The 19,851-nt window shown below is 63.7% G+C and carries 18 protein-coding genes; 8 read left to right on the plus strand and 10 right to left on the minus strand.

Annotated elements, in window-relative coordinates; genetic code table 11:
* Positions 1-40: 40 nt before the first annotated feature.
* The 6 genes from CKO35_RS10365 to CKO35_RS10390 form a co-directional block, all read right to left on the minus strand.
* On the minus strand, positions 41-1,276 hold the full coding sequence (locus CKO35_RS10365) for an HDOD domain-containing protein (protein ID WP_200175647.1): 1,236 nt from the start codon (positions 1,274-1,276) through the stop codon (positions 41-43).
* Positions 1,269-2,495, minus strand: a complete 1,227-nt coding sequence (locus CKO35_RS10370) for an HDOD domain-containing protein (RefSeq protein WP_200175649.1) — start codon at positions 2,493-2,495, stop codon at positions 1,269-1,271. The genes CKO35_RS10365 and CKO35_RS10370 overlap by 8 nt, the downstream gene beginning before the upstream one ends.
* A 47-nt stretch (positions 2,496-2,542) precedes the next feature.
* Complete coding sequence (locus tag CKO35_RS10375) at positions 2,543-3,817, minus strand: bifunctional O-acetylhomoserine aminocarboxypropyltransferase/cysteine synthase (protein ID WP_200175651.1); 1,275 nt, start codon at positions 3,815-3,817, stop codon at positions 2,543-2,545.
* A 36-nt stretch (positions 3,818-3,853) separates the two neighbouring features.
* A complete protein-coding gene (locus tag CKO35_RS10380) occupies positions 3,854-4,102 on the minus strand; it encodes a BolA family protein (protein WP_200175659.1) in 249 nt (82 codons plus the stop codon).
* A 103-nt stretch (positions 4,103-4,205) separates the two neighbouring features.
* The gene (locus CKO35_RS10385) at positions 4,206-5,048 is read right to left on the minus strand and encodes a hypothetical protein (RefSeq protein ID WP_200175661.1); all 843 of its coding nucleotides are present in this window, start codon (positions 5,046-5,048) and stop codon (positions 4,206-4,208) included.
* A 115-nt stretch (positions 5,049-5,163) separates the two neighbouring features.
* Positions 5,164-6,114, minus strand: a complete 951-nt coding sequence (locus tag CKO35_RS10390) for a patatin-like phospholipase family protein (protein WP_200175663.1) — start codon at positions 6,112-6,114, stop codon at positions 5,164-5,166.
* 119 nt (positions 6,115-6,233) lie between these two features.
* Here CKO35_RS10390 and CKO35_RS10395 point away from each other — a divergent pair, with 119 nt between their 5' ends.
* The gene (locus tag CKO35_RS10395) at positions 6,234-6,980 is read left to right on the plus strand and encodes a YdcF family protein (RefSeq protein WP_200175665.1); all 747 of its coding nucleotides are present in this window, start codon (positions 6,234-6,236) and stop codon (positions 6,978-6,980) included.
* A 9-nt stretch (positions 6,981-6,989) separates the two neighbouring features.
* Here the strand turns inward: CKO35_RS10395 and CKO35_RS10400 are convergent, their stop codons facing one another.
* On the minus strand, positions 6,990-9,065 hold the full coding sequence (locus tag CKO35_RS10400; RefSeq protein ID WP_200175666.1) for a hypothetical protein: 2,076 nt from the start codon (positions 9,063-9,065) through the stop codon (positions 6,990-6,992).
* Positions 9,038-10,393, minus strand: a complete 1,356-nt coding sequence (gene trhP / locus CKO35_RS10405) for a prephenate-dependent tRNA uridine(34) hydroxylase TrhP (protein ID WP_200175668.1) — start codon at positions 10,391-10,393, stop codon at positions 9,038-9,040. The genes CKO35_RS10400 and trhP overlap by 28 nt, the downstream gene beginning before the upstream one ends.
* Before the next feature lie 152 nt (positions 10,394-10,545).
* Here trhP and apbC point away from each other — a divergent pair, with 152 nt between their 5' ends.
* The 7 genes from apbC to CKO35_RS10440 all read left to right on the plus strand — a co-directional run bounded on the left by apbC (position 10,546) and on the right by CKO35_RS10440 (position 17,450).
* Positions 10,546-11,631 carry an iron-sulfur cluster carrier protein ApbC gene (gene apbC, locus CKO35_RS10410; RefSeq protein ID WP_200175670.1) on the plus strand — a complete coding sequence of 362 codons (1,086 nt, stop codon included), beginning with the start codon at positions 10,546-10,548 and terminating at the stop codon, positions 11,629-11,631.
* A 14-nt stretch (positions 11,632-11,645) separates the two neighbouring features.
* The gene (gene dcd / locus CKO35_RS10415) at positions 11,646-12,209 is read left to right on the plus strand and encodes a dCTP deaminase (RefSeq protein ID WP_200175672.1); all 564 of its coding nucleotides are present in this window, start codon (positions 11,646-11,648) and stop codon (positions 12,207-12,209) included.
* A 178-nt stretch (positions 12,210-12,387) separates the two neighbouring features.
* Positions 12,388-13,017 carry a TatD family nuclease-associated radical SAM protein gene (locus CKO35_RS10420; RefSeq protein WP_200175680.1) on the plus strand — a complete coding sequence of 210 codons (630 nt, stop codon included), beginning with the start codon at positions 12,388-12,390 and terminating at the stop codon, positions 13,015-13,017.
* Positions 13,018-13,019: 2 nt separating this feature from the next.
* Positions 13,020-13,979 carry a tRNA modification radical SAM protein MnmL/YtqA gene (mnmL, locus tag CKO35_RS10425; protein ID WP_200175682.1) on the plus strand — a complete coding sequence of 320 codons (960 nt, stop codon included), beginning with the start codon at positions 13,020-13,022 and terminating at the stop codon, positions 13,977-13,979.
* A gap of 14 nt (positions 13,980-13,993) precedes the next feature.
* Positions 13,994-14,995 (plus strand): ubiquinone anaerobic biosynthesis protein UbiU, encoded by a 1,002-nt coding sequence (gene ubiU, locus CKO35_RS10430; protein ID WP_200175826.1) that lies wholly within the window; start codon positions 13,994-13,996, stop codon positions 14,993-14,995.
* Positions 14,992-15,885, plus strand: coding sequence for a ubiquinone anaerobic biosynthesis protein UbiV (gene ubiV, locus CKO35_RS10435; RefSeq protein ID WP_200175684.1), 894 nt, complete (start codon positions 14,992-14,994; stop codon positions 15,883-15,885). The genes ubiU and ubiV overlap by 4 nt, the downstream gene beginning before the upstream one ends.
* Positions 15,882-17,450 carry a lipoyl protein ligase domain-containing protein gene (locus CKO35_RS10440; RefSeq protein WP_200175686.1) on the plus strand — a complete coding sequence of 523 codons (1,569 nt, stop codon included), beginning with the start codon at positions 15,882-15,884 and terminating at the stop codon, positions 17,448-17,450. The genes ubiV and CKO35_RS10440 overlap by 4 nt, the downstream gene beginning before the upstream one ends.
* A 29-nt stretch (positions 17,451-17,479) precedes the next feature.
* Here the strand turns inward: CKO35_RS10440 and hemW are convergent, their stop codons facing one another.
* Positions 17,480-18,658 (minus strand): radical SAM family heme chaperone HemW, encoded by a 1,179-nt coding sequence (gene hemW / locus CKO35_RS10445; RefSeq protein WP_200175687.1) that lies wholly within the window; start codon positions 18,656-18,658, stop codon positions 17,480-17,482.
* A 103-nt stretch (positions 18,659-18,761) separates the two neighbouring features.
* Positions 18,762-19,850, minus strand: coding sequence for an RNA-guided endonuclease TnpB family protein (locus CKO35_RS10450; protein ID WP_200175690.1), 1,089 nt, complete (start codon positions 19,848-19,850; stop codon positions 18,762-18,764).
* Position 19,851: the final 1 nt, after the last annotated feature.

The raw sequence follows: 19,851 nt of genomic DNA on the forward strand, positions 1-19,851 counted from the left end.
GCTGTGTGGCTGAAAAGGATAGGGCTGGCATGGGGCCGTTTCAGTGTACGACCACACCCTTGAGGAAATCCATGACCAGACGGATTTCTTCTTCCGCCTCATGGAAGAGCTCGATCTTCATGTCCGTATCCGGTTCGGGCAGCCCCAGCTTTTCGTAGGCGGGTACCTGGTCATAGCGGGGTAGGTCGTCTTCAGTGTGGTCATGTGTCCTGCGATAGAGATCGGCCACCAGGACGACATCGCAGTAATCCGGTGCGTTGTGGCCATTGCGATCCAGTTTTCCGCACTCCCGGACCACTTGGCAGATGTCCGATCCCAGGCCCCAGTAATTGATCACCAGTTCTCCCACCAGAGGGTGTAGCCGCGTCACGATACTGTCCATCTCAGGTTCGGAGAGTTCGGGGTGATTGCGACCGATGTGATCCAGCAGTGGAACCATGCCCACCTGATACAGCAGTCCGGCCAGCATGGCATGTTCCGGGTCAAAGCGTTCACTTTGGCGGGCCAGCACATAACTCAGGGCCGAGACATGCACGCTTCGATCCCAAAGTGCCTGCATGCGTTTTTTCAGGATGGGCAAGTCAGTCTTGAAAACCTGCCGCATGGCAATGCTGATCACCAGTTGGCGGGTGACGTCAAAGCCCAGTCTCACGATGGCATCCCGTACGCTCTGTACCGGGCTGGTGCCACCGTACAGTGCACTGTTTGCGGCCTTTACCATGCCTCCAGTGACGGCGACATCCATCTGGATGATGCGGGAAAGGCGATAGGCATCCGTATCCGGAGAATGGATGGCCTTCTGGATCTTGAAGGCGACTTCGGGCAGGGCCGGCAGATCCAGCCGCCCCGTCACGATGTTCTGATAGATCTTCGTGAAAAGGGCGCTTTCCGTGGGGGTCAGGATGGTTTCTTCCACCTCAAAATTGTCTTCCCGTTGCTGCCGGTTGAGGGATTCATACATGTTGCGATCAATGCGCAGGATCTGCGCCGGGGAGGCACAGACCGCGAATTCACGCAGGTTCTCGCCACTGAAAAGGGGGTGCTTGGCCCTGGGGCTTCCTGACTCGATCAGGGTGGGCTTGTCGTGGGCCACAAACGTGACCCGCCCTTGCAGCACGAAGAGCATCCATCGGTTCTCTGTCGCCGCCGTCAGGCGAGTGCCCGCCTTGAGCGACATGACCGTGGCCTTGCGCGCCAGGTTATGCCTGGCCGTTTCGCCAAGTTCCTGCAAGGGATGCAGGTCGGACAGCGTGTCTGCCGATATCCCGTCAGCCATGGAGCATGTTCCGGAGCGCCATGATTTCCGACTCCTTTTCCTTGAGAAGTCTCAGTTTCATGTTCTCGTCAAAGGGTCCCAGATCCAGCTTCCGGAAAGCGGGCGCCTGATCCAGAGGTGGGAGTGGCTGGCCGGCCTTCGAGGTGATTTGCTGGCTGAGCAGCCGTGAAACGATTACCAGGTCGCAGTAGTCCCCGGTCCCCTCATGATCCCGCTTCCAGTTACAGGCGTGTTCCGCAACGGTGACGATTTCATCGTCCATGCCCCAGAAATTCAACACCATCACCCCGGCCAGACCACGCAACTTGTTGATGGTGTCCTCCATATGCCTGTCACTGAGACTGATCTGGTGCCGATCCAGATAGTTCAGGATTGGAATGGTGCCGATGTCATGCATCAGACCCGCCAATTGGGCACGGTCAGGGTCGAATCCCCGCAGATACCCGCCCAGGACATATGCAATGGCGGATATGTCGACGCTATGCGCCCATAGTTGATGCATGCGGTGCTGGGTTTTTGGAGAACGGGCCTTAAAGGCCTGGCGCATGGCAATATTGAAGGCCAGCTTTTGCGTGGTTTTGAGTCCCAGTCGGATGACCGCGTCGCGAATGTTGCTGATCGGAACTCCTGCCCTGAACAGGGGAGTGTTTGTCGCATGGATCAGGGCGCCTGCCACGACCGGATCCGTCTGGATCACCTGGGTGATTTCCGTGACCCCGATATCGGGATTCTGGGCCATGCGCTGGATACGCATGGCCACCTCCGGCATCGGTGGCAGTTCCAGTGTTCCATTGATCGTGGCCTGGTAGAGTTCCTGAAAGATGGAACTCTGGGTCTCGTCCACGTCCACATCCACCACTTCGATGCCTGCCGTGCGCTCACGGTTCAGCAGGTCCGTGAAGGTCTGCTGGTCGATACGCAGAAGAGTGCAGTCGGTTTCCGCAACGGCAAACGCGCCATGCTGACAATTGGAAAACAGGGATTGATTGGCCCGCTGCGTCTGGCTGCTGATCTCTTCGGCAATGCCTCGGGAAACCAGGCTCAAGCGTCCGGACAGCAGATAGACCAGGTCCGGGGTCTCGTTGCCGATACTGAGTTTGTTGCCGGCATGCAGGATTTCCTGGCGAAGATGGCCCTTGAGCTGCTTGCGCCCGGCTTCGGATAGCTCACCGATGGGCTCGAGATGTTCGAGGTAGGGAGCATCAATATTGGCGGCCATGATGATGTGATTCCTGATGGCGGTTGAATACGGTCCGGGTATGGCCCTTAGCCCGCCGCTGCCAGAGCCTGATCCAGATCTGCAAGGATATCATCCACATGCTCGATGCCAATGGACAGTCTGACCATGTCCTCGGAAACGCCGGCTTTTTGCAGTTCTTCCGGTGACAGCTGGCGATGGGTGGTGGTGGCCGGGTGGCAGGCCAGGGTCTTGGTATCGCCGATGTTCACCAGGCGCACTGCCAGGTTCAGGGCGTCGATGAAGCGGGCACCGGCCTCGCGGCCGCCCTTGATGCCGAAGGACAGGATGCTGGCGGCGCGGCCGTTCATGTACTTTTGCGCCAGGGCGTGGTCGGGATGGCCTTCCAGGCCGGCAAAGCGTACCCAGCTCACGCTCGGATGGTTTTTGAGGAAGCGGGCCACGGTCATGGCGTTGTCGCAATGTCTGTCCATGCGCACTGCCAGGGTCTCGATGCCCTGCAGGATCAGGAAACTGTTGAACGGCGACAGGGCGGCGCCCATGTTGCGCAGGGGGACCACCCGGGCGCGGCCGATGAAGGCGGCGGCACCGAAGGCCTCGGTGTAGACCACGCCATGGTAGGAGGGGTCCGGTTCGCACAGGCGGGTGAAGCGGTCCTTGTGTTCCGCCCAGGGGAAATTGCCCGAATCCACGATGGCCCCGGCCACGGTGGTGCCGTGGCCGCCCATGTACTTGGTGAGGGCATGCACCACGATGTCGGCACCGTGCTCGAAGGGGCGGCACAGGTAGGGGGTGGGCACGGTGTTGTCCACGATCAGCGGCACGCCGTGGGCGTGGGCCATGTCAGCCAGGGCCTGCAGGTCCGCCACGTTGCCGGCCGGGTTGCCGACGGATTCGCAGAACACCGCTCGGGTGTTGTCGTCCATCAGGGCGCGCATGCCATCAATGTCGCCGGGGGCGGCGAAGCGGACCTCAATGCCGTAGCGGGGCAAGGTGTGGGCGAACAGGTTGTAGGTGCCGCCGTAGAGGGTGCTGGTGGTGACGATGTTATGTCCCGCCTCGGCGATGGTCATGATGGCGTAGGTGGTCGCGGCCATACCCGAGGCCAGGGCCAGGGCACCCACCCCGCCTTCCAGGGTGGCCAGGCGTTTTTCCAGCACGTCCGTGGTGGGGTTCATGATACGGGTGTAGATGTTCCCTGCCACCTTCAGGTCGAACAGGTCCGCTCCGTGCTGGGTGTCGTCGAAGGCATAGGACGTGGTCTGGTAAATGGGCACGGCCACGGCCTTGGTGGTCGGGTCCGGGCTGAAGCCGGCGTGAATAGCCTGGGTCTCGAATTTCATCGGTGGTTCCGTCGGTTTCGCAGTGTCTTTATGGTTTCAGGTGTTCTGCTTTTTCTGCGCCCATTCTTCCGGGGTCAGGGGGCGAATGGTCAGGGCATGCAGGGCACCGCTGGTGATTTCGTCCCTTACCGTGGCGTTGACCATTTGTTCCCGTTTGAGGCGACTGAGCCCGTTGAAGGATTCGGAAACGATCTCCGCTTCGAAATGGCCTTCCTGGCCGCTGACGGTGACGCGGGCTTCCGGTAGCCCGGCGGCAATGAGTGCTTGTACCTGTTCTGGTGTCATGGCTTGATCAATGGCTGTCAGTGGGGCACGGCTCCGATCATAACGGATCGGTGTCAGGATCGTCAGTGAATGAGTGGATGGGGCGGCCCGATCGCACGGGCATTCAGACGGAAAACGTTTCTTTTGGGTCAATATAGTTCCGGATGATGGAAAACTGGGTTTCCAGTGTCCGGGACATGTCCCTTGACATCAGATGTTCCCGGTTGATGCCTTCCACCCAGCCGTAGAGGGAATGGCAAAGATCTTCCCGGGTATTGACGTTGACATGGATGTCATGAATCACCCGTGCATATTCGTTCAGGTTGGGCTGAATATCCAGGGCATCGAAGATTGCCTTGAGCGCCTGCAGAAGGGGATAGGCCTCGGGTGGCAGGCCCAGGGTTTCAGGCTTGAGCTCCGGTGTGGGTTGTTCGGGGTCCACCCATACCTTGAAACTCATCTGCTGAAGGCTGTGGAACAGCGGTTCGTCGGAGATCAGAAAAATCATCAGATGAGAGGCATTGGCCTTGAGGACGGTATCTCCTGAATACCAGTATCCGGTGCGGATGAACTCTGCCAGTCGCAGATGCTCGGCAAAGGCCGCCTTGTGGATCTGGTCCAGGATCAGCAGTGCCGGCTCACCCTCGCTCAGGGCGCAGGCTTCCCCAAGAGGCCGGTCCACCGGGTCGACGGGACGCTCACCGGGGCCGTTTTCATCCTGTTCGACCGGAATGCGGACGGGCGGGTCCGGCCGGGGAGGGTTGAGTTCGTGATACAGGATGTGCTCGAAAGACAGTGCCTGTCCCAGGGCATGGGCAAAAGCCGCCCGCCGGCGACCACCACGGCCTTCAATGTTGAGGCAGCGCAGATGTTCCAGGCGGGCCGACAGCAGGCACTGCACCGGATAGCTGTAGTCCTCGTTGGCAATAAAGCCGTGTTCAGCCAGTCTTGTTTTCAGGGATTTCATGGGTTTGTGACGGTGTTGGCTCAGGTTGTCTCAAGGGATGGGCTGAACGGGGCCCCTGCCTTCGCTACGGCGAGGGAGTGAGTCCGGGGTTGCCGCTTTCGCGGGAATGGCTGGTTCAGATCATCCCAAGCTGCGTCTTGAGTTCCCGATGCAGCTGTTCCACCGCCGGACGGGATTGTTTGAAGATGGTTTCAAAGCGATAAAAGTCCAGCACCCGTACATTGCTGATCTCGGGGCGGACAAGGATGTCAGGCGGGAGCCGCCTGAGTTTTTCCTCCAGGATCGAGAACTGCATGATCTGAAAGGTGTTGAAACTGTTATCGAAATAGGACGGGCTGGCATTGCCGTCCCCGTTGCCGTTGTCCGGTTTGCGCGTGCCCAGCACGTCCACGGCGATGGTGATGTCGCAATCATCCATCAGCAGATCATAGGGGACGGGATTGGTGAGGCCACCGTCCACCAGTACCTTGTCGTTCAGGATCACGGGGCTGAACAGCCCCGGCATGGCCATGCTGCCCTGGACGGCGGTCCAGATGTCTCCGCTGTCAAAGACCACCGCGCGTCGCTCCCAGAAGTTGGTGGCCACCACCTGCAAGGGGATCTTGAGTTCCTCGAAATGGCTCACGCCGGCGGTATCCTTGAGGAACTTGATGAAGGCGTCCGACTTCATCAGTCCGCCCTTGGCGCCGAAGGGTTCCAGGAACTTGATCCAGCGGGTCCATTCCCGGTTCAGCAGGGACTCGAACCAGGATTCGTCGTGGGCCACGGTGAGGGCGTCGATGGCATCGTGGATATCCCGGGACGACAGGCCCGCCGCGTAAAGTGCCCCCATGACAGCACCTATGCTGGAGCCTGCGATGCGATGGGGGGTCACTCCCAGTTCCTCCAGCACCTCGAACACCAGGACATGGGCCAGACCCCGGGCACCTCCGCTGCCCAGTGCCAGCCCGACGCGGGGTGTCCGGTCAGCCCTGGCCGGATCGGGGAAACCGGCCAGGGCGGGGACGAGGGCAGCAGTAACCAGGGCCTTGAGGGTGCGACGACGACCGGGGTCGATCACGGTCATGGGCAAGGTCTCCGTTTGCAAAACACTTGTTCTGATCATACCGTGTCAGGTCACCAATGCCGAAGCGGGTACGTCGCCGGTCGTCGGCCCGATGGCCTGTCAAGTCCGTGGAGAGATGCATGGCCCTGGAACTGTTGCTGATGCCGCCGGCAAGTCCCCTGATATTGATGCTGGCGGGGGTGTTGTTACGGCGGTCATGGATGGGACGGCTCCTGTTCGTGCTTGGCCTGCTGCTCCTTTACCTGGCTTCGTTGCCGATGGTGTCCCATGCGCTGACCGGCACCCTGGAAGCCCGCGCCCGGGCCGTGCAGGCTGCGCCGGATCAGGCCGGTGCCGTCGTCATCCTTGCCGGTGGAAGGCGTGCGGATGCCCCGGAATACGGCGCCGACACGGTGAACCACTTTTCCCTGGAGCGGGCCAGGTATGGCGCCTGGGTGCATCGGCAGACCGGTCTGCCGATCCTGGTCAGCGGCGGACGGGTGGGGGGCGAAGAACCCTTGAGCGAGGCGGAACTGATGCAGCAGGTGCTTACCGGGGAATGGGGCGTGCCCGTGCGCTGGGTGGAGGATCGAAGCCGCAATACCTGTGAAAACGCCCTGTTCAGTGCCGAACTGTTGCTGACCGAGGGCATCGGGCATGCCGTCCTTGTCACCCATGCGGTGCATGTACCCCGGGCGCGCTGGTGCTTCGAGCAGACCGGATTGACCGTATCCGCCATGCCGACCTATTCCCGCCGCCCGGATCCAGGGGCATCGGAGGGGTTTGATGGACGTGGCCTGATTCCCCAGGCAGTGGCCCTGGAACGCACCCGCTTTGCCCTGCATGAGTATCTGGGTATGGTCTGGTACCGGTTCAGGTACCACTGAGTCTCGGTTTCAATCATCCGCGTGCGTCGAGAATTCCCCGGACTGCACCGCACTGACCAGCCGGTGTACCAGATCCCGCCAGGCCACCTGGCGGGTGAAGCCCACCACCTGAATCCGGGGTAGTCCCGACCCCTGGACGATGAAATAACCTCCCGTGGGCGCCGGTGCCACCCCGCTCATCTCGCACACGTCCCCGCGCAGGTGGCAGGACAGGCCCAGCTGGCGGTAGGAGAAGGACTCGAAGAAGCGCAGGAAGCCGGTGCCCAGGACTCCGCCCACACCGCCGCCCAGGCTCACCAGATTATCCACCGCCCGCTGGCTGATGCGGCGCCGGAAGTTGCCTTCCAGGGGGGTGTAAAGGGCGGCGTCGAAGCGGACCGGTTCCCAGTTCACCAGCACCAGGTCGTGCACGTGGCCCTGCAGTCGTCCCTCGATCCTGCCGAAGGCAAAGGTGCCGGTGATGGCCGCCAGATCCAGGTGGTTGATGTCCATGTCGCCGGAGAGCACCGGCGCCACCCCGAACGGGTCCCGCAGGTGCAGGTTGCGCATCATGATGAGGCCGTCGAAGGCATGGATCAGCAGCCGTCCGCCGACGCTCAGCTCACCCCCCTGGTAGCGCACCCGGGGGATGACCCCGGCCAGGGTGCCGGTGAACAGGGGACGCTCCATGGCGGCGGCCAGCAGCTCCATGGCAATGGGAGTGATGCGGCCATCGAATTCCATTACCGGGTCATCCGTGGAAAGGGCCTGCGCCTTGAGTGTCTCCACTTCCAGTGCTCCGTCCAGGATCGGAATCCGGGCCGGCTCCAGCAGTCGCAGGCCGTCCTGTTCCAGTTGCAGGCGCAGGCGGGTGTTGCCCAGGGGAATGCGATAGACGTGCCCGCCGACAAAGCCCAGGCTGCTGGGTGGCGGGCTTTGTGTCGCACTCCACAGGAAGCGTCCGTCCAGGCCGTAGAGGCCCAGGCGTCCCAGCCGGTCGTCCAGGTAGACGTCCACGGCGGTCAGTGCCGCCTGGGACAGCGCGCCCTCCCTGATCTGCAGCCGGGCCGAGACCAGTCCCTGGGTTTCCAGGTCTTCCAGTACCGTGCCGTAGAGAAAGGGTTGGAGAACGGTCTCGTACAGCACCGGTAGCCGCCCCCGGCTCAGGATCAGGTCGGCCTCCCGCAGGGGCGGATCCTGCCGGCTATCCAGATGCAGCCTGCCCACCACCTGCAGGGCCTCCCCCCAGGTCAGATCCAGCTGATCCACCCGCAGTTCGCCGTGTTCCGGCGAACCGGTAAAGGCCAGCTCCAGTCGGCCGGGGGCATCAGGTGAGGACTCGGCATAGACCGGATGGATGTAACTTCCCCCTTCGGACCAGGTCAGATCCAGTCGGCCCCGCCAGCGGTCGGCCTGTTGCCGGGCTTCCAGTGCCAGATCCATGGCCAGGTCTTCCCCCGCCAGGGTGCCGTCGGCGGCGCTGAAGGCGCCGGAGCGCAAGGACAGTCGGGATGAAAGATGCTCCAGGCCGTCATCACCACCGGTGGCCTGCAGGTGGCCGGACAGGACACCCTGCAGCAGAAGGTCGTTCAGGGGGGCATCCGGCGCGGCCAGGACCCTGAGCAGGGGAGGGACCCCTTCCAGAGGCAGTGCCTGCAGGGTCGCCGTGGCCCGCCAGTGTCCCGGACCCAGCAAAAGGCGTACCTGAAGTCCGTCCATCTGTTCCAGGACAAGCGTCAGATCCAGGTCAAGGCGTCCATCCAGGCGCAGGGTCATGCGGCCCGTGCCGCTGCCATATCCCAATGCCGGGTGTCGCCACGTCACCTGCAGCCGCGGACAGTCCAGGGTGATGTTGTCCAGTCCACCTCCCCGGCATTGCAGCCGGATCTGCCGCAGTGCCCCAAGGGGTTCCGGGAGCCGGAGTCGTTCCACCTGGAGATCCAGGGTATCCCGCTGTCCCAGGTTCAGGTCCAGGCTGACGCCTTCCATGGACCAGCCGTCGCCCTGAATGTCTCCGATGCCCAGACGCAGGCCATCCAGGGCCGGGGCCGGTCCGGGCAGGCCCGCGATCAGCAGGATCAGGCTTGGGAGGATGAGGCGTCGCAAGGTGCTTGAGGCGTCTGCGGTTCCATGTACCGTACCACCAGTCCCAGGCTGTAATCCCCGTCGGGCAGGGGTATCCGGACCCGGTAGCCCGCACCCGGTGCTTCCGGCATTGTTTCTCCCGCGAGGCTGAACAAGGTCTCCAGGACCAGCTCGCGGCTGCCCGCCGGGGTCATCACCTCCAGGCGATCTCCCACCGCGAACTTGTTCTTTACCTCGATCTCCGCCAGTCCGGTGTCGGGATCAAAGCCCAGGATCTCTCCCACGAACAGCTGGCGGGAGGATTCTGAATGTCCCCGCGTATAATTCTGTGCCGTGCGGTCCCTGGCCCGGGTCAGGAAGCCGTCGGTATAGCCCCGATTGGCCAATCCGTCCAGGTGATCCAGCAGTCGCGGATCGAAGTCCCGGCCCGCCGCCGCATCGTCGATGGCGCGGCGATACACCTGGGTGGCGCGGGCGGCGTAATAGTGGGATTTGGTCCGGCCCTCGATCTTCAGTGCGTCCACCCCGATCTCCGTCAGTCGCCGCACATGCTGCACCGCCCGCAGGTCCATGGAGTTGAGGATGTAGGTGCCGTGCTCATCCTCTTCCACCGGCATGAGCTGTCCGGGCCGTTCCCCTTCCTCCAGCAGGAATGCCTCGTTTGCCTGTGGGTGACGTCCCCCGGCGGCTTCCTCCATCGGCAGCAGGTCGCCGGCATCATCGGTCCGGGTGGGGTGCAGACGGTAGCGCCAGCGGCAGGAATTGGTGCAGGCCCCCTGGTTGGCGTCCCGGTGATTGAAGTAGCCCGACAGCAGGCAGCGCCCGGAATAGGCGATGCACATGGCGCCGTGCACCATCACTTCCAGTTCCGTGTCCGGGCAGTCCTCGCGGATGCGGCTGATCTCCTCCAGGGACAGCTCCCGGGACAGGATCACCCGGGACAGACCCAGCCCCTGCCAGAAGCGAACCGATGCCTGGTTCACCGTGTTGGCCTGTACCGATAGATGCACCGGGACTTGCGGCCAGGTCTCCCGCACCATCAGGATCAGGCCCGGATCCGACATGATCAGGGCATCCGGTGCCAGTTCCACCACCGGGGTCATGTCCCTGAGGAAGGTCTGCACCTTGGCGGGATGGGCGGCAATGTTGGCGGCCAGGAAGAATCGGCGGCCCGCGGCGTGGGTGGCCTCGATCCCGGCCTGCAGTTGTTCCAGGCTGGAAAAGTCGTTGTTGCGCACCCGCAGGGAGTAGCGGGGCAGGCCGGCATACACCGCATCGGCGCCGTAGGCCAGGGCATAGCGCAGGTTCTTCAGGGTGCCGGCGGGGGCGAGGAGTTCGGGGGTCTTCATGGGGAGAGATGATACTTCAGTTGCAGCCTTGACGTGGGAGCGACCCCGGCAAACCCTTCATCGGCAGGGGGATGCAGCCTCCCCTGATCCCATGGTGTAGAATCCCGGCATTGCATGATGAATCCCCCGACGAATTCCCCGAGGAAGGTTTGATGTCCCAGGTGTCCCGCTTGCAGGTTGAAACGGCTCTCAAGGAGATCCAGGATCCCTACATGGACAATGACTTGATGTCCACCAAGGCCGTCAAGGATATCCAGGTGGATGGCGACAGGGTCGGCATCCGGCTGACCCTGGGCTATGCCGCCGCCGGCTGGCACGATGCGCTGCGCCGGGCCGTGACCGAGCAGGTGGGGCGCATCCAGGGTGTCGCCACGGTGGATGTACAGGTGGAGACCCGCATCGTCTCCCACGCAGTACAGAAGAATCTCAAACCCCTTCAGGGGATCAAGAACATCATCGCCGTGGCCTCCGGCAAGGGCGGAGTGGGCAAGTCCACCACCGCCGTCAACCTGGCCCTGGCCCTGGCGGGGGAGGGGGCCAGCGTGGGCATCCTGGATGCCGACATCTACGGCCCCAGCCAGCCCCGCATGCTGGGCATCTCCGGCAAGCCGGAGACCCGTGACGGCAAGACCATGGAGCCGATGGAAAACCACGGCATCCAGGCCATGTCCATCGGATTTCTCATCGATGAGGACACCCCCATGATCTGGCGTGGCCCCATGGTCACCCAGGCCCTGGAACAGCTGCTGCGGGACACCAACTGGAAGGCGCTGGATTATCTGGTCATCGACCTGCCGCCGGGCACCGGCGACACCCAGCTTACCCTGGCCCAGAAGATTCCGGTGAGCGGTGCCGTCATCGTCACCACCCCCCAGGACATCGCCCTGCTGGATGCCCGCAAGGGTCTGAAGATGTTCGAGAAGGTGGACGTGCCGGTGCTGGGGGTGGTGGAGAACATGAGCATCCACATCTGCTCCAACTGCGGTCACGAGGAATACATCTTCGGCCAGGGCGGCGGCGAGCGCATGGCCCGGGACTACGGCGTGGAGTTCCTCGGCGCCCTGCCGCTGGATATCCATATCCGTGAACAGGCCGACGGTGGCCGCCCCACCGTGATCGCCCAGCCCGATAGCCGCATCGCAGAGATCTACCGGGAAATCGCCCGCCGCACCGCCGCGCGCCTGGCCGCCCAGGCCCGGGACTACAGCGCCAAGTTCCCCAACATCGTCATCCAGTAAAGGCAGGTCGTTTCATGTCGATCAAATCGGACAAGTGGATCCGCCGCATGGCGGCGCAGGGCATGATCGAACCCTTCGAGCCGGGGCAGGTGCGGTACGCCGGGGAGGAGCGCATCATCTCCTACGGCACCTCCAGCTATGGCTATGACGTGCGCTGCGCCGACGAATTCAAGGTGTTCACCAACATCAACTCCACCATCGTGGACCCCAAGTCCTTCGACGAACGCAGTTTCGTGGACGTCAAATCGGACGTCTGCATCATCCCCCCCAACTCCTTCGCCCTGGCGCGGACGGTGGAGTATTTCCGGATTCCCCGCAATGTGCTGACCATCTGTCTGGGCAAGAGCACCTATGCCCGCTGCGGCATCATCGTGAACGTAACCCCCCTGGAGCCGGAGTGGGAGGGGCATGTGACCCTGGAATTTTCCAATACCACCCCCCTGCCAGCGCGGATCTATGCCAATGAAGGGGTGGCGCAGATGTTGTTCCTGGAGTCCGACGAGGTCTGCGAGACTTCCTATAAGGATCGGGGCGGCAAGTATCAGGGGCAACGGGGCGTGACATTGCCCAAGACCTGAGCGGCCCCGGTCGCGCATGACGGGGTTGGTCCGCGGCACCGGCCAAGACTGATTCCAGAACATGACAGCGACCGCCAATTCATGTTTAATGGCGATTTTCCCGGCGAGCCCCCGCCGCGGTTTCGGGCGTCGGGTCGCGGCCCCGACCCCGGGCCGCAAGCCAAGAGGTAGCTTGAAGATGCAGCAACAGACGGCCGACCACCACGCAGACCCCGTGGTGGGTTACAGCCTACACAACCGCCGTTATCTGAACGTCACCAACCGTTGCACCCTGCGCTGCGCCTTCTGCCCCAAGTTCAACAAGACCTGGGAGGTGCAGGGATACCCCCTGCGGCTGTATCAGGAGCCCACGGTGGAACAGATGCTCGACGCAGTGGGCGATCCGAAGGATTACGAAGCCGTGGTGTTTTGCGGCCTGGGCGAACCCACCCTGCGCCTGGACGCCGTCCTGAGCGTGGCCCGGCAACTCAAGGCCCGGGGCGCCCCCGCCATCCGCATCAATACCGACGGCCTGGCCAGTCTGGTCCACGGCCGGGATGTGACCCCGGAGATGGCCGGTTGCATCGATGCCCTGTCCGTCTCCCTCAATGCCCAGGATGCCTTCACCTACGAACGGCACTGCCGGCCCAAACTGCCCGGTGCCTATCCTGCCCTGCTGGACTTCGTGCGTGCCGCCCGTGTCCATGTGCCCGAGGTCACCGTCACCGCCGTCGACGGCCTTCCGGGGGTGGATATCACCGCCTGCGAAGCCATTGCCCGGGAACTGGGGGTGGGGTTTCGTCGTCGGGTCCTGGACCTGGTGGGCTGACGATGTCCACCTTCACCGACCGCGTCAACACCCTGGGCAGCCACCTGCGGGCACGGTACGGCCAGCGGGTGCACAAGCTCACCGTGAGCGCCGGATTCATCTGCCCCAACATGGACGGCACCAAGGGCCGCGGCGGTTGCAGCTTCTGCAACAACGCCAGTTTTGCCCCCCAGGGGCAGGACGGCGGCGCCGTGCGCCGGCAGCTGGACGAGGGCAGGGCAGTGGTGGCCCGGCGCACCGGCGCCCGCCTGCACCTGGCCTATTTTCAGGCCTACACCAATACCTACGCCGAGGTCACCCGCCTCAAGGCCCTCTATGATGCCGCCCTGGAACAGCCGGGGGTGGTGGGGCTGTCCATCGGTACCCGCCCCGACTGCGTGCCCGACGAGGTGCTGGACCTGCTGGTTTCCTACCAGGAACAGGGCCATACCCTGTGGCTGGAGCTGGGCCTGCAGTCCGCCTTCGACGAGACCCTGGTCCGGGTCAACCGGGGGCACGGCTTTGCCGAATACCAGGACGCCGTCCGGCGTGCCCGTGACCGGGGGCTATCCGTTTGCACCCACCTGATCATCGGTCTGCCCGGCGAGACCCCCTGGCACCAGCGGGAAACCCTGGCCCGGGTCTTGAATGAAGGCACCGATGGCCTCAAGCTTCACCCCCTGCATGTGGTCCGGGGCACCCGCCTGTCCCGCCAGTGGCGCGCCGGCGAATACCGGCCCTGGACCCTGAACGAATATGTGAACACGGCGGTGGACATGATCGAGATGACCCCGCCCGAGGTGGTGTTCCATCGCCTGACCGCCACGGCGCGCAAGCCCCTGCTGCTGGCACCGGACTGGTGCGGCAGCAAGTGGACGGTGATCAACGCCATCGAACAGGAGCTGACACGGCGGGGGACCCGACAGGGTGCGCGTCCCCTGCATTCAGACAGTCACCTTCCAGGAACCCAGGAGAGTTGTTGATGAACCCAGATCGTATGGAGCTGGTCTGTCCGGCGGGCGGCTTCCCGGCGCTCCGGGCAGCCGTGGACAACGGCGCCGATGCCGTTTATCTGAGCCTGCGCGGCGAGACCAATGCCCGTAACTTCCCGGGCCTGAACTTTGACCGCAAGGCCCTGCAGAAGGGCATTGCCTACGCCCGGGGCAAGGGCGTGAAGGTCTACATGGCCCTCAATACCTATCCCCAGCCGGACATCTGGACCGCCGCCACCCAGGCGGTGGATGTGGCCGCCGAGGAGGGCGTGAACGCCGTCATCCTCGCCGACATGGGGCTTTTGCGCTATGCCGCCGATACCCACAAGGATCTCACCCTGCATCTGTCGGTCCAGGGTTCCGCCACCACCGCCGATGCCCTGAACTTCTACCACGAGCGCTACGGCGTGGTGCGCGCCGTGCTGCCCCGGGTGCTGTCCATGTCCCAGGTGGCGCAGGTGATCGAGCGGGCCAGGCTGGACATCGAGGTGTTCGGTTTCGGTAGCCTGTGCGTGATGGTGGAGGGCCGCTGCATGCTGTCCTCCTATGCCACCGGCGACTCACCCAACACCAAGGGGGCCTGCTCCCCCGCCCATGCCGTGCGCTGGATCGAGACCGGTCGCGGTCGCGAGGCGCGGCTGAACGGCGTACTCATCGATACCTTCAAGCCCGGCGAAAGCGCCGGCTACCCGGTCATCTGCAAGGGCCGCTATCAGGTGGGCAGTTGCGATGACACCATCTACGCCATCGAGGAACCCACCAGCCTGAGCACCCTGGACATCCTGGCCGATCTGCTCAAGATCGGCGTCAAGGCCATCAAGCTGGAAGGCCGTCAGCGCAGCCCCGCCTATGTGGGACAGGCCACGCGCGTCATGCGCCAGGCCCTGGATGCCTGCCACGCCAACCCCGATGCCTACACCCCGCGGCCGGAATGGGCCTCCCAGCTCGCCGGCATGTCCGAAGGACGCACCCAGACCCTGGGTGCCTTGCACAGAGCCTGGCAATGAAACTTTCCCTGGGACCCATTCAGTATTACTGGCCCCGCGAGCGGGTCATGGAATTCTACGCCGCCGTCGAACAGTGGCCGGTGGACATCGTCTATCTGGGCGAGACGGTCTGCTCCAAGCGTCGCGAGCTGCGTGCCGCCGACTGGCTGGAGGTGGCCGATCGTCTGGCCGCCGCCGGCAAGACCGTGGTCATGTCCACCCTGGCCCTGATGGAAGCGGAATCCGAGCGCCTGGCCCTGGAACGCCTGGTGCAAAACGGTCGCTTCATGATCGAGGCCAACGATGCCACGTCCCTGGGCCTGTCCCTGGGCAAGCCCTTTGTCGCGGGCCCCAACATCAACACCTACAACGCCGGTACCCTGCGCGAACTGCGGGACATCGGCGCGGTGCGTTGGGTGATGCCGGTGGAGCTGTCCCGGCATATCCTGGAAGGCATGCACAAGGCTCGGCCCGACGGACTGGAAACCGAGGTGCTGGTGTTCGGTCGTCTGCCCCTGGCCTTCTCCGCCCGCTGCTTCACCGCCCGTGCCCGCAACCTGCCCAAGGACAGCTGTGAGTTGGCTTGCCTGGACTATCCGGCGGGCCTGCCCCTGGCCACCCAGGACGGCAGCGGCTTCCTCACCATCAACGGCATCCAGCTCCAGTCCGCCGACCCCAACAACCTCATCGAGGCCATGCCCGAACTGCAGGCCATGGGGATCGATGTGGTGCGCATTTCTCCGGAACCGGAAGGCACCGAGGCAGTGGTCAGGGCCTTCCGCGGCTGCATCGACGGCAACCTGACCCCGCGTCAGGCCCTGGATGCCATGAAGCCCCTGTTCCCCCGCTTCTGCGACGGCTACTGGGAGGGTGACGCCGGCATGAACTGGCGGGAGAGCGTATCGGCATGACGGTCCGGCCCTGCCGGGTCTGGACCGACGGCATCGCGCCGGGGGCCGAGCAGGTGGCCCGGGACCTTCGCCATCTGGCGGGTTCCGTGGCCGCCGACGAGGCCAGGCTGCGATTCCATCGCTATGAGCCCACCGCCAGCCTGGGCCGTCACGAAGCCGTCTGTCACGGGGTGCGCGGCACCTACTGCCAAGAGGCGGGCATTCCCGTGGTGCGTCGGCTCACCGGCGGTGGGGCCCTCTATCTGGCGCCGGGGCAGTGCTGCCTGAGTCTGACCCTGCCCCGTCACTGGCTGGGGGGGGGCGATACCCTCACGGCGCTGATGGCCCGGCTCAACCGCGCCCTGGTGCGGGCCCTGGCCGGCCTGGGCATTTCCGCCCATACCGCCTTTCCCAACGACCTGGAAGTGTCCGGGCGCAAGCTGGGGGCGGGCTTTCTGGCCATCGAGGCCGAGGCCGTGCTCTACCAGGCGGTGATCCTGGAAACGCTGGATACGGAAGTTTTGCTCAAGGTGCTTCGGGCGCCACGGGAAAAACTCAGCGCCCAGGGCATCCTCAGTGCCCGCAATCGTTTCATCACTCTGGATGAGATGCCGATCAGGGATCTGGACATGGTGGCTCTGAAGGAGGCCGTTACCCACTCTCTGCTTCGGGAGTTGGCGCTGGAGGGCATGATGACCGCGCCGGATCCGGTGCACGACAGGGCACGGCCACCACCGGACATGCCCGTGGACCCTGCCCTGGACGAAGACTGGTCGGCAAGCGCGGACTGTAGCTGGCAGGCGTTCCTGCCCACCCCCGGCGGCATCCTGCAGTTGCGTCTGTTGCCGGACGATACCGGCCGGGTGATCCGGGCGGCCCATTTCTCCGGCGCGGTGCATGTGGCGCCACCGGATCTGTTCCTGTCCCTGGCCGAAACCCTGGCCGGTGCCCCCATGGATGCGGCCGAAGTGCGCATGATCCGCCGTCTGCGGGCGGAGGACGTTCAGCTTCCGGGATTCGGTCCCGACGAATTGTGTCGGTTGCTGCGCCTGGCCCTGGGGCGCCGGGCGGAGCAGGGGCTGGGCCTGGATGTCCGGCAGGCTAACCGGCTCATGGTCCACCGGCCCGACGGTGTGGAAGGGGTCAAGGATATCCTGAACCGGGCCTCGGTCATGCTGGTGCCCTACTGCGCCAAGCCCGCCTGGTGCGACTGGCGCCACGAGGATGCCTGCCCTGAATGCGGTGGTTGTGACGTGGGGGAGGCCTATCGCCTGGCACGGGAGCGGGGGATGAAGGTGGTGACCATCACCCGTTACGAGCACCTGTGCCGGGTGTTGGAGCAGATGCAGGCAGACGGCGAGCCTGCTTATGTGGGCATGTGCTGTCGGGATTTTTATCAGAAGCGCATCCATGCCTTCCGTGCCGCCGGCATTCCGGCGGTGCTCATGGACATCACCGGCGCGAACTGTTACGACCTGAATCAGGAGGAGGCCGCCTACGCCGGCGAGTTCACCGCCGAGGCCGAGCTGGACATGGGGCTGGTGGAGAAGGTGATGGTGTGGGTGCCGAGGAAGCCGACGGACTGATGCCGTTGTTTTCCCCGCGCCCCTCCACCTCAATCCCCCCCGTCCGGCCCGTCCGCCGGCAGGAACAGGCCCACCAGATCATTCAGGAACTGTCGCCCCGTCGCAGTCGCCACCAGTCGCGCCGGATCATCTTCCAGCAGTCCCCGGGCCATCGCCTCCGACCTTGCCGGTTCCAGGGCCTTCAGTCCCAGCCCCGTATGGCGGGTGAACAGGGTTGACGGCACGCCCTCCACCAACCGCAGGGCGTTGAGCATGAACTCGAATGCCGTTTCTTCCGGGCCAAGCACCCGTTCGCCGTTCAGTGCCCGGCCGGAGCGGACGCCCTCCATGAAGGCCCTGGGTTGACGATGACGCCAGCGGCGCAGGATGCGTCCCTCCGCCGGTAACGTGAGCTTGCCATGAGCTCCGGCGCCGATGCCCAGATAATCCCCGAACTGCCAGTAGTTGAGATTGTGTCGGCACTGTCGCCCGTTCCCGGCATAGGCTGAGACCTCGTAGTGCGCAAACCCCCGGGATGCCAGTCGCGCCTGCCCCTCGGTCATCATCGCCCACTGGGTGTCCTCGTCGGGCAGGGCGGGAGGGGCGGCGGCAAAGGCCGTGTTGGGCTCCAGGGTCAGTTCATACCAGCTCAGGTGCTCAGGCCCCAGATCCATGGCCGTGTCCAGGTCAGCCATGGCCTGGGCCACCGTCTGTCCGGGCAGGCCGAACATCAGGTCCAGGTTCAGGTTCTCGAATCCCGCCGCACGGGCCGTGGCCACCGCCTCCCGGGCCTCCCGTCCCGTATGGATGCGGCCCAGTGCCCCGAGCAGGGTATCGTCAAAGCTCTGGATCCCCATGGACAGGCGGTTCACCCCCGCCGCCCGGTAGCCCTCGAAACGGGCCTGTTCCACGGTGCCGGGGTTGGCTTCCAGGGTGATTTCCGCATAGGGGCGGCAGATAAGGCGGGCGCGGATCGCCGACAGCAGATGTTCGATGGCCTCGGGGCTCAGCAGGCTGGGGGTGCCGCCGCCGATGAAGACACTGTCGATGCATCGCCCCCAGACCATGGGCAGCTCCGTCTCCAGGTCCGCGATCAGGGCCTCCACATAGGCCTGTTCGGGAATCTCGTCGGCGGCATGGGAATTGAAGTCGCAGTAGGGGCACTTGCGCACACACCAGGGGATGTGCACATACAGGGTCAGAGGCGGTGGCGGTTGGGAAGAGGGCATGGGATTTCAGTTTGCGGTGGCAAAGGTCCGGTCTTCAGTGTGCCGCAGCCGGTTATCTTTTTTGAGCCTCCCCACAGCTAAAGCCGGGGGATTCCCGTTCTTGCTACGTCACCGCTTTCGCGGTGATTTCGCGTACCGGGTTCAGGGCTGGCTCATGCAGCCCGCCCGCCAAATCCTCAAGATTCAGCGAGCAGCACAGCCCATGCCAGTCGCGGACATTCATGGCCGCGTTGGCATCGGCGTGCGCCTTGTGTCCACAACGGGTGCAGACGTAGGCATGTTTTTTACGATCATTGATCGCACCACAGCGGTGGCAGGTCTTGCTGGTGTAGTGGGGACGGATCTTGTCGATGGCCACACCGGCCTGAACCGCCTTGTAGGCCACGAAGGTTTCCAACTGGAAGAACGGCCAATAGTCCCGGTTCTGACCGGCGTCCGATCTGGTTTTCTTGCGCTGTTTCGTTGAGCGGCGGATACCGCTCAAATCTTCCAGCCGGATGCCCGCCCCCAGGCGCGATGCCATGGCCACCAGATCCTTGCTGATGCAATGGTTGATGTGGGTGACAATGCGCCGTTCCTTCGATTCCAGCTTTTTGACGGCCCGGTGTTTACCTGCCTTTTGCAGCTTCCGGCGACGATGGGCGTAGATTCTTCGCACATGACGAATCTGCTTGGCTTTCCAGAAGATGACGGGGCCATCGGGTGTTGCGGCCACAGCCGGAACATTCTGCCCTCGATCCACTCCGATCCAGTGTTCTGTCTCTTTGGCGTCGGGAACCTCCATCGACACCGAAAGGCAGGCATACCAGATACCTTTTTTGGACTGAACCAGCTTGAGACTGCCCGCTTTGGCCTTTCCTTCCAGCAGCGCCTCCAGCCAATCCCGATGAGAAGCCCCATGAACTTCTATCGGGACTCGCTTCTTGATGCCCCGCACCAATCCAAAACCAAGGCTGAAGGTGTCACCGACACGATGCAATCTCCAGTTCTGGTTGTTGGTTTCAAGGGGAAGGCGCTTAAAGCATTTCACCTGGGTGCGGGCGTTGGCGTTGCGAATGGTCTGATTGATCCATGCCGAGCCGATTTCGATATCCGCAAATGCCTTGCTGGTGAGTTGGCGACGCTCGGATTTGGGCAGGGCAAGGATCGAGTTGGCAACTTCTGTGTTGATCTTTTCAAGACGAGCAAACATG

Source organism: Ectothiorhodospira shaposhnikovii, from assembly GCF_016584105.1.
In the GTDB taxonomy this organism is placed as follows: Bacteria; Pseudomonadota; Gammaproteobacteria; order Ectothiorhodospirales; family Ectothiorhodospiraceae; genus Ectothiorhodospira; species Ectothiorhodospira shaposhnikovii.

Bases quoted from the DNA above. Each gene is read 5' to 3' on its own strand.
- CKO35_RS10365 (WP_200175647.1), bottom strand. From the start codon at position 1,276: ATGGCTGACGGGATATCGGCAGACACGCTGTCCGACCTGCATCCCTTG.
- trhP (WP_200175668.1), bottom strand. From the start codon at position 10,393: ATGAAGACCCCCGAACTCCTCGCCCCCGCCGGCACCCTGAAGAACCTG.
- ubiU (WP_200175826.1), top strand. From the start codon at position 13,994: ATGGAGCTGGTCTGTCCGGCGGGCGGCTTCCCGGCGCTCCGGGCAGCC.
- CKO35_RS10380 (WP_200175659.1), bottom strand. From the start codon at position 4,102: ATGACACCAGAACAGGTACAAGCACTCATTGCCGCCGGGCTACCGGAA.
- dcd (WP_200175672.1), top strand. From the start codon at position 11,646: ATGTCGATCAAATCGGACAAGTGGATCCGCCGCATGGCGGCGCAGGGC.
- CKO35_RS10390 (WP_200175663.1), bottom strand. From the start codon at position 6,114: ATGACCGTGATCGACCCCGGTCGTCGTCGCACCCTCAAGGCCCTGGTT.
- CKO35_RS10420 (WP_200175680.1), top strand. From the start codon at position 12,388: ATGCAGCAACAGACGGCCGACCACCACGCAGACCCCGTGGTGGGTTAC.
- CKO35_RS10370 (WP_200175649.1), bottom strand. From the start codon at position 2,495: ATGGCCGCCAATATTGATGCTCCCTACCTCGAACATCTCGAGCCCATC.
- CKO35_RS10395 (WP_200175665.1), top strand. From the start codon at position 6,234: ATGGCCCTGGAACTGTTGCTGATGCCGCCGGCAAGTCCCCTGATATTG.
- hemW (WP_200175687.1), bottom strand. From the start codon at position 18,658: ATGCCCTCTTCCCAACCGCCACCGCCTCTGACCCTGTATGTGCACATC.
- apbC (WP_200175670.1), top strand. From the start codon at position 10,546: ATGTCCCAGGTGTCCCGCTTGCAGGTTGAAACGGCTCTCAAGGAGATC.
- CKO35_RS10385 (WP_200175661.1), bottom strand. From the start codon at position 5,048: ATGAAATCCCTGAAAACAAGACTGGCTGAACACGGCTTTATTGCCAAC.
- mnmL (WP_200175682.1), top strand. From the start codon at position 13,020: ATGTCCACCTTCACCGACCGCGTCAACACCCTGGGCAGCCACCTGCGG.
- CKO35_RS10440 (WP_200175686.1), top strand. From the start codon at position 15,882: ATGACGGTCCGGCCCTGCCGGGTCTGGACCGACGGCATCGCGCCGGGG.
- ubiV (WP_200175684.1), top strand. From the start codon at position 14,992: ATGAAACTTTCCCTGGGACCCATTCAGTATTACTGGCCCCGCGAGCGG.
- CKO35_RS10450 (WP_200175690.1), bottom strand. From the start codon at position 19,850: ATGTTTGCTCGTCTTGAAAAGATCAACACAGAAGTTGCCAACTCGATC.
- CKO35_RS10375 (WP_200175651.1), bottom strand. From the start codon at position 3,817: ATGAAATTCGAGACCCAGGCTATTCACGCCGGCTTCAGCCCGGACCCG.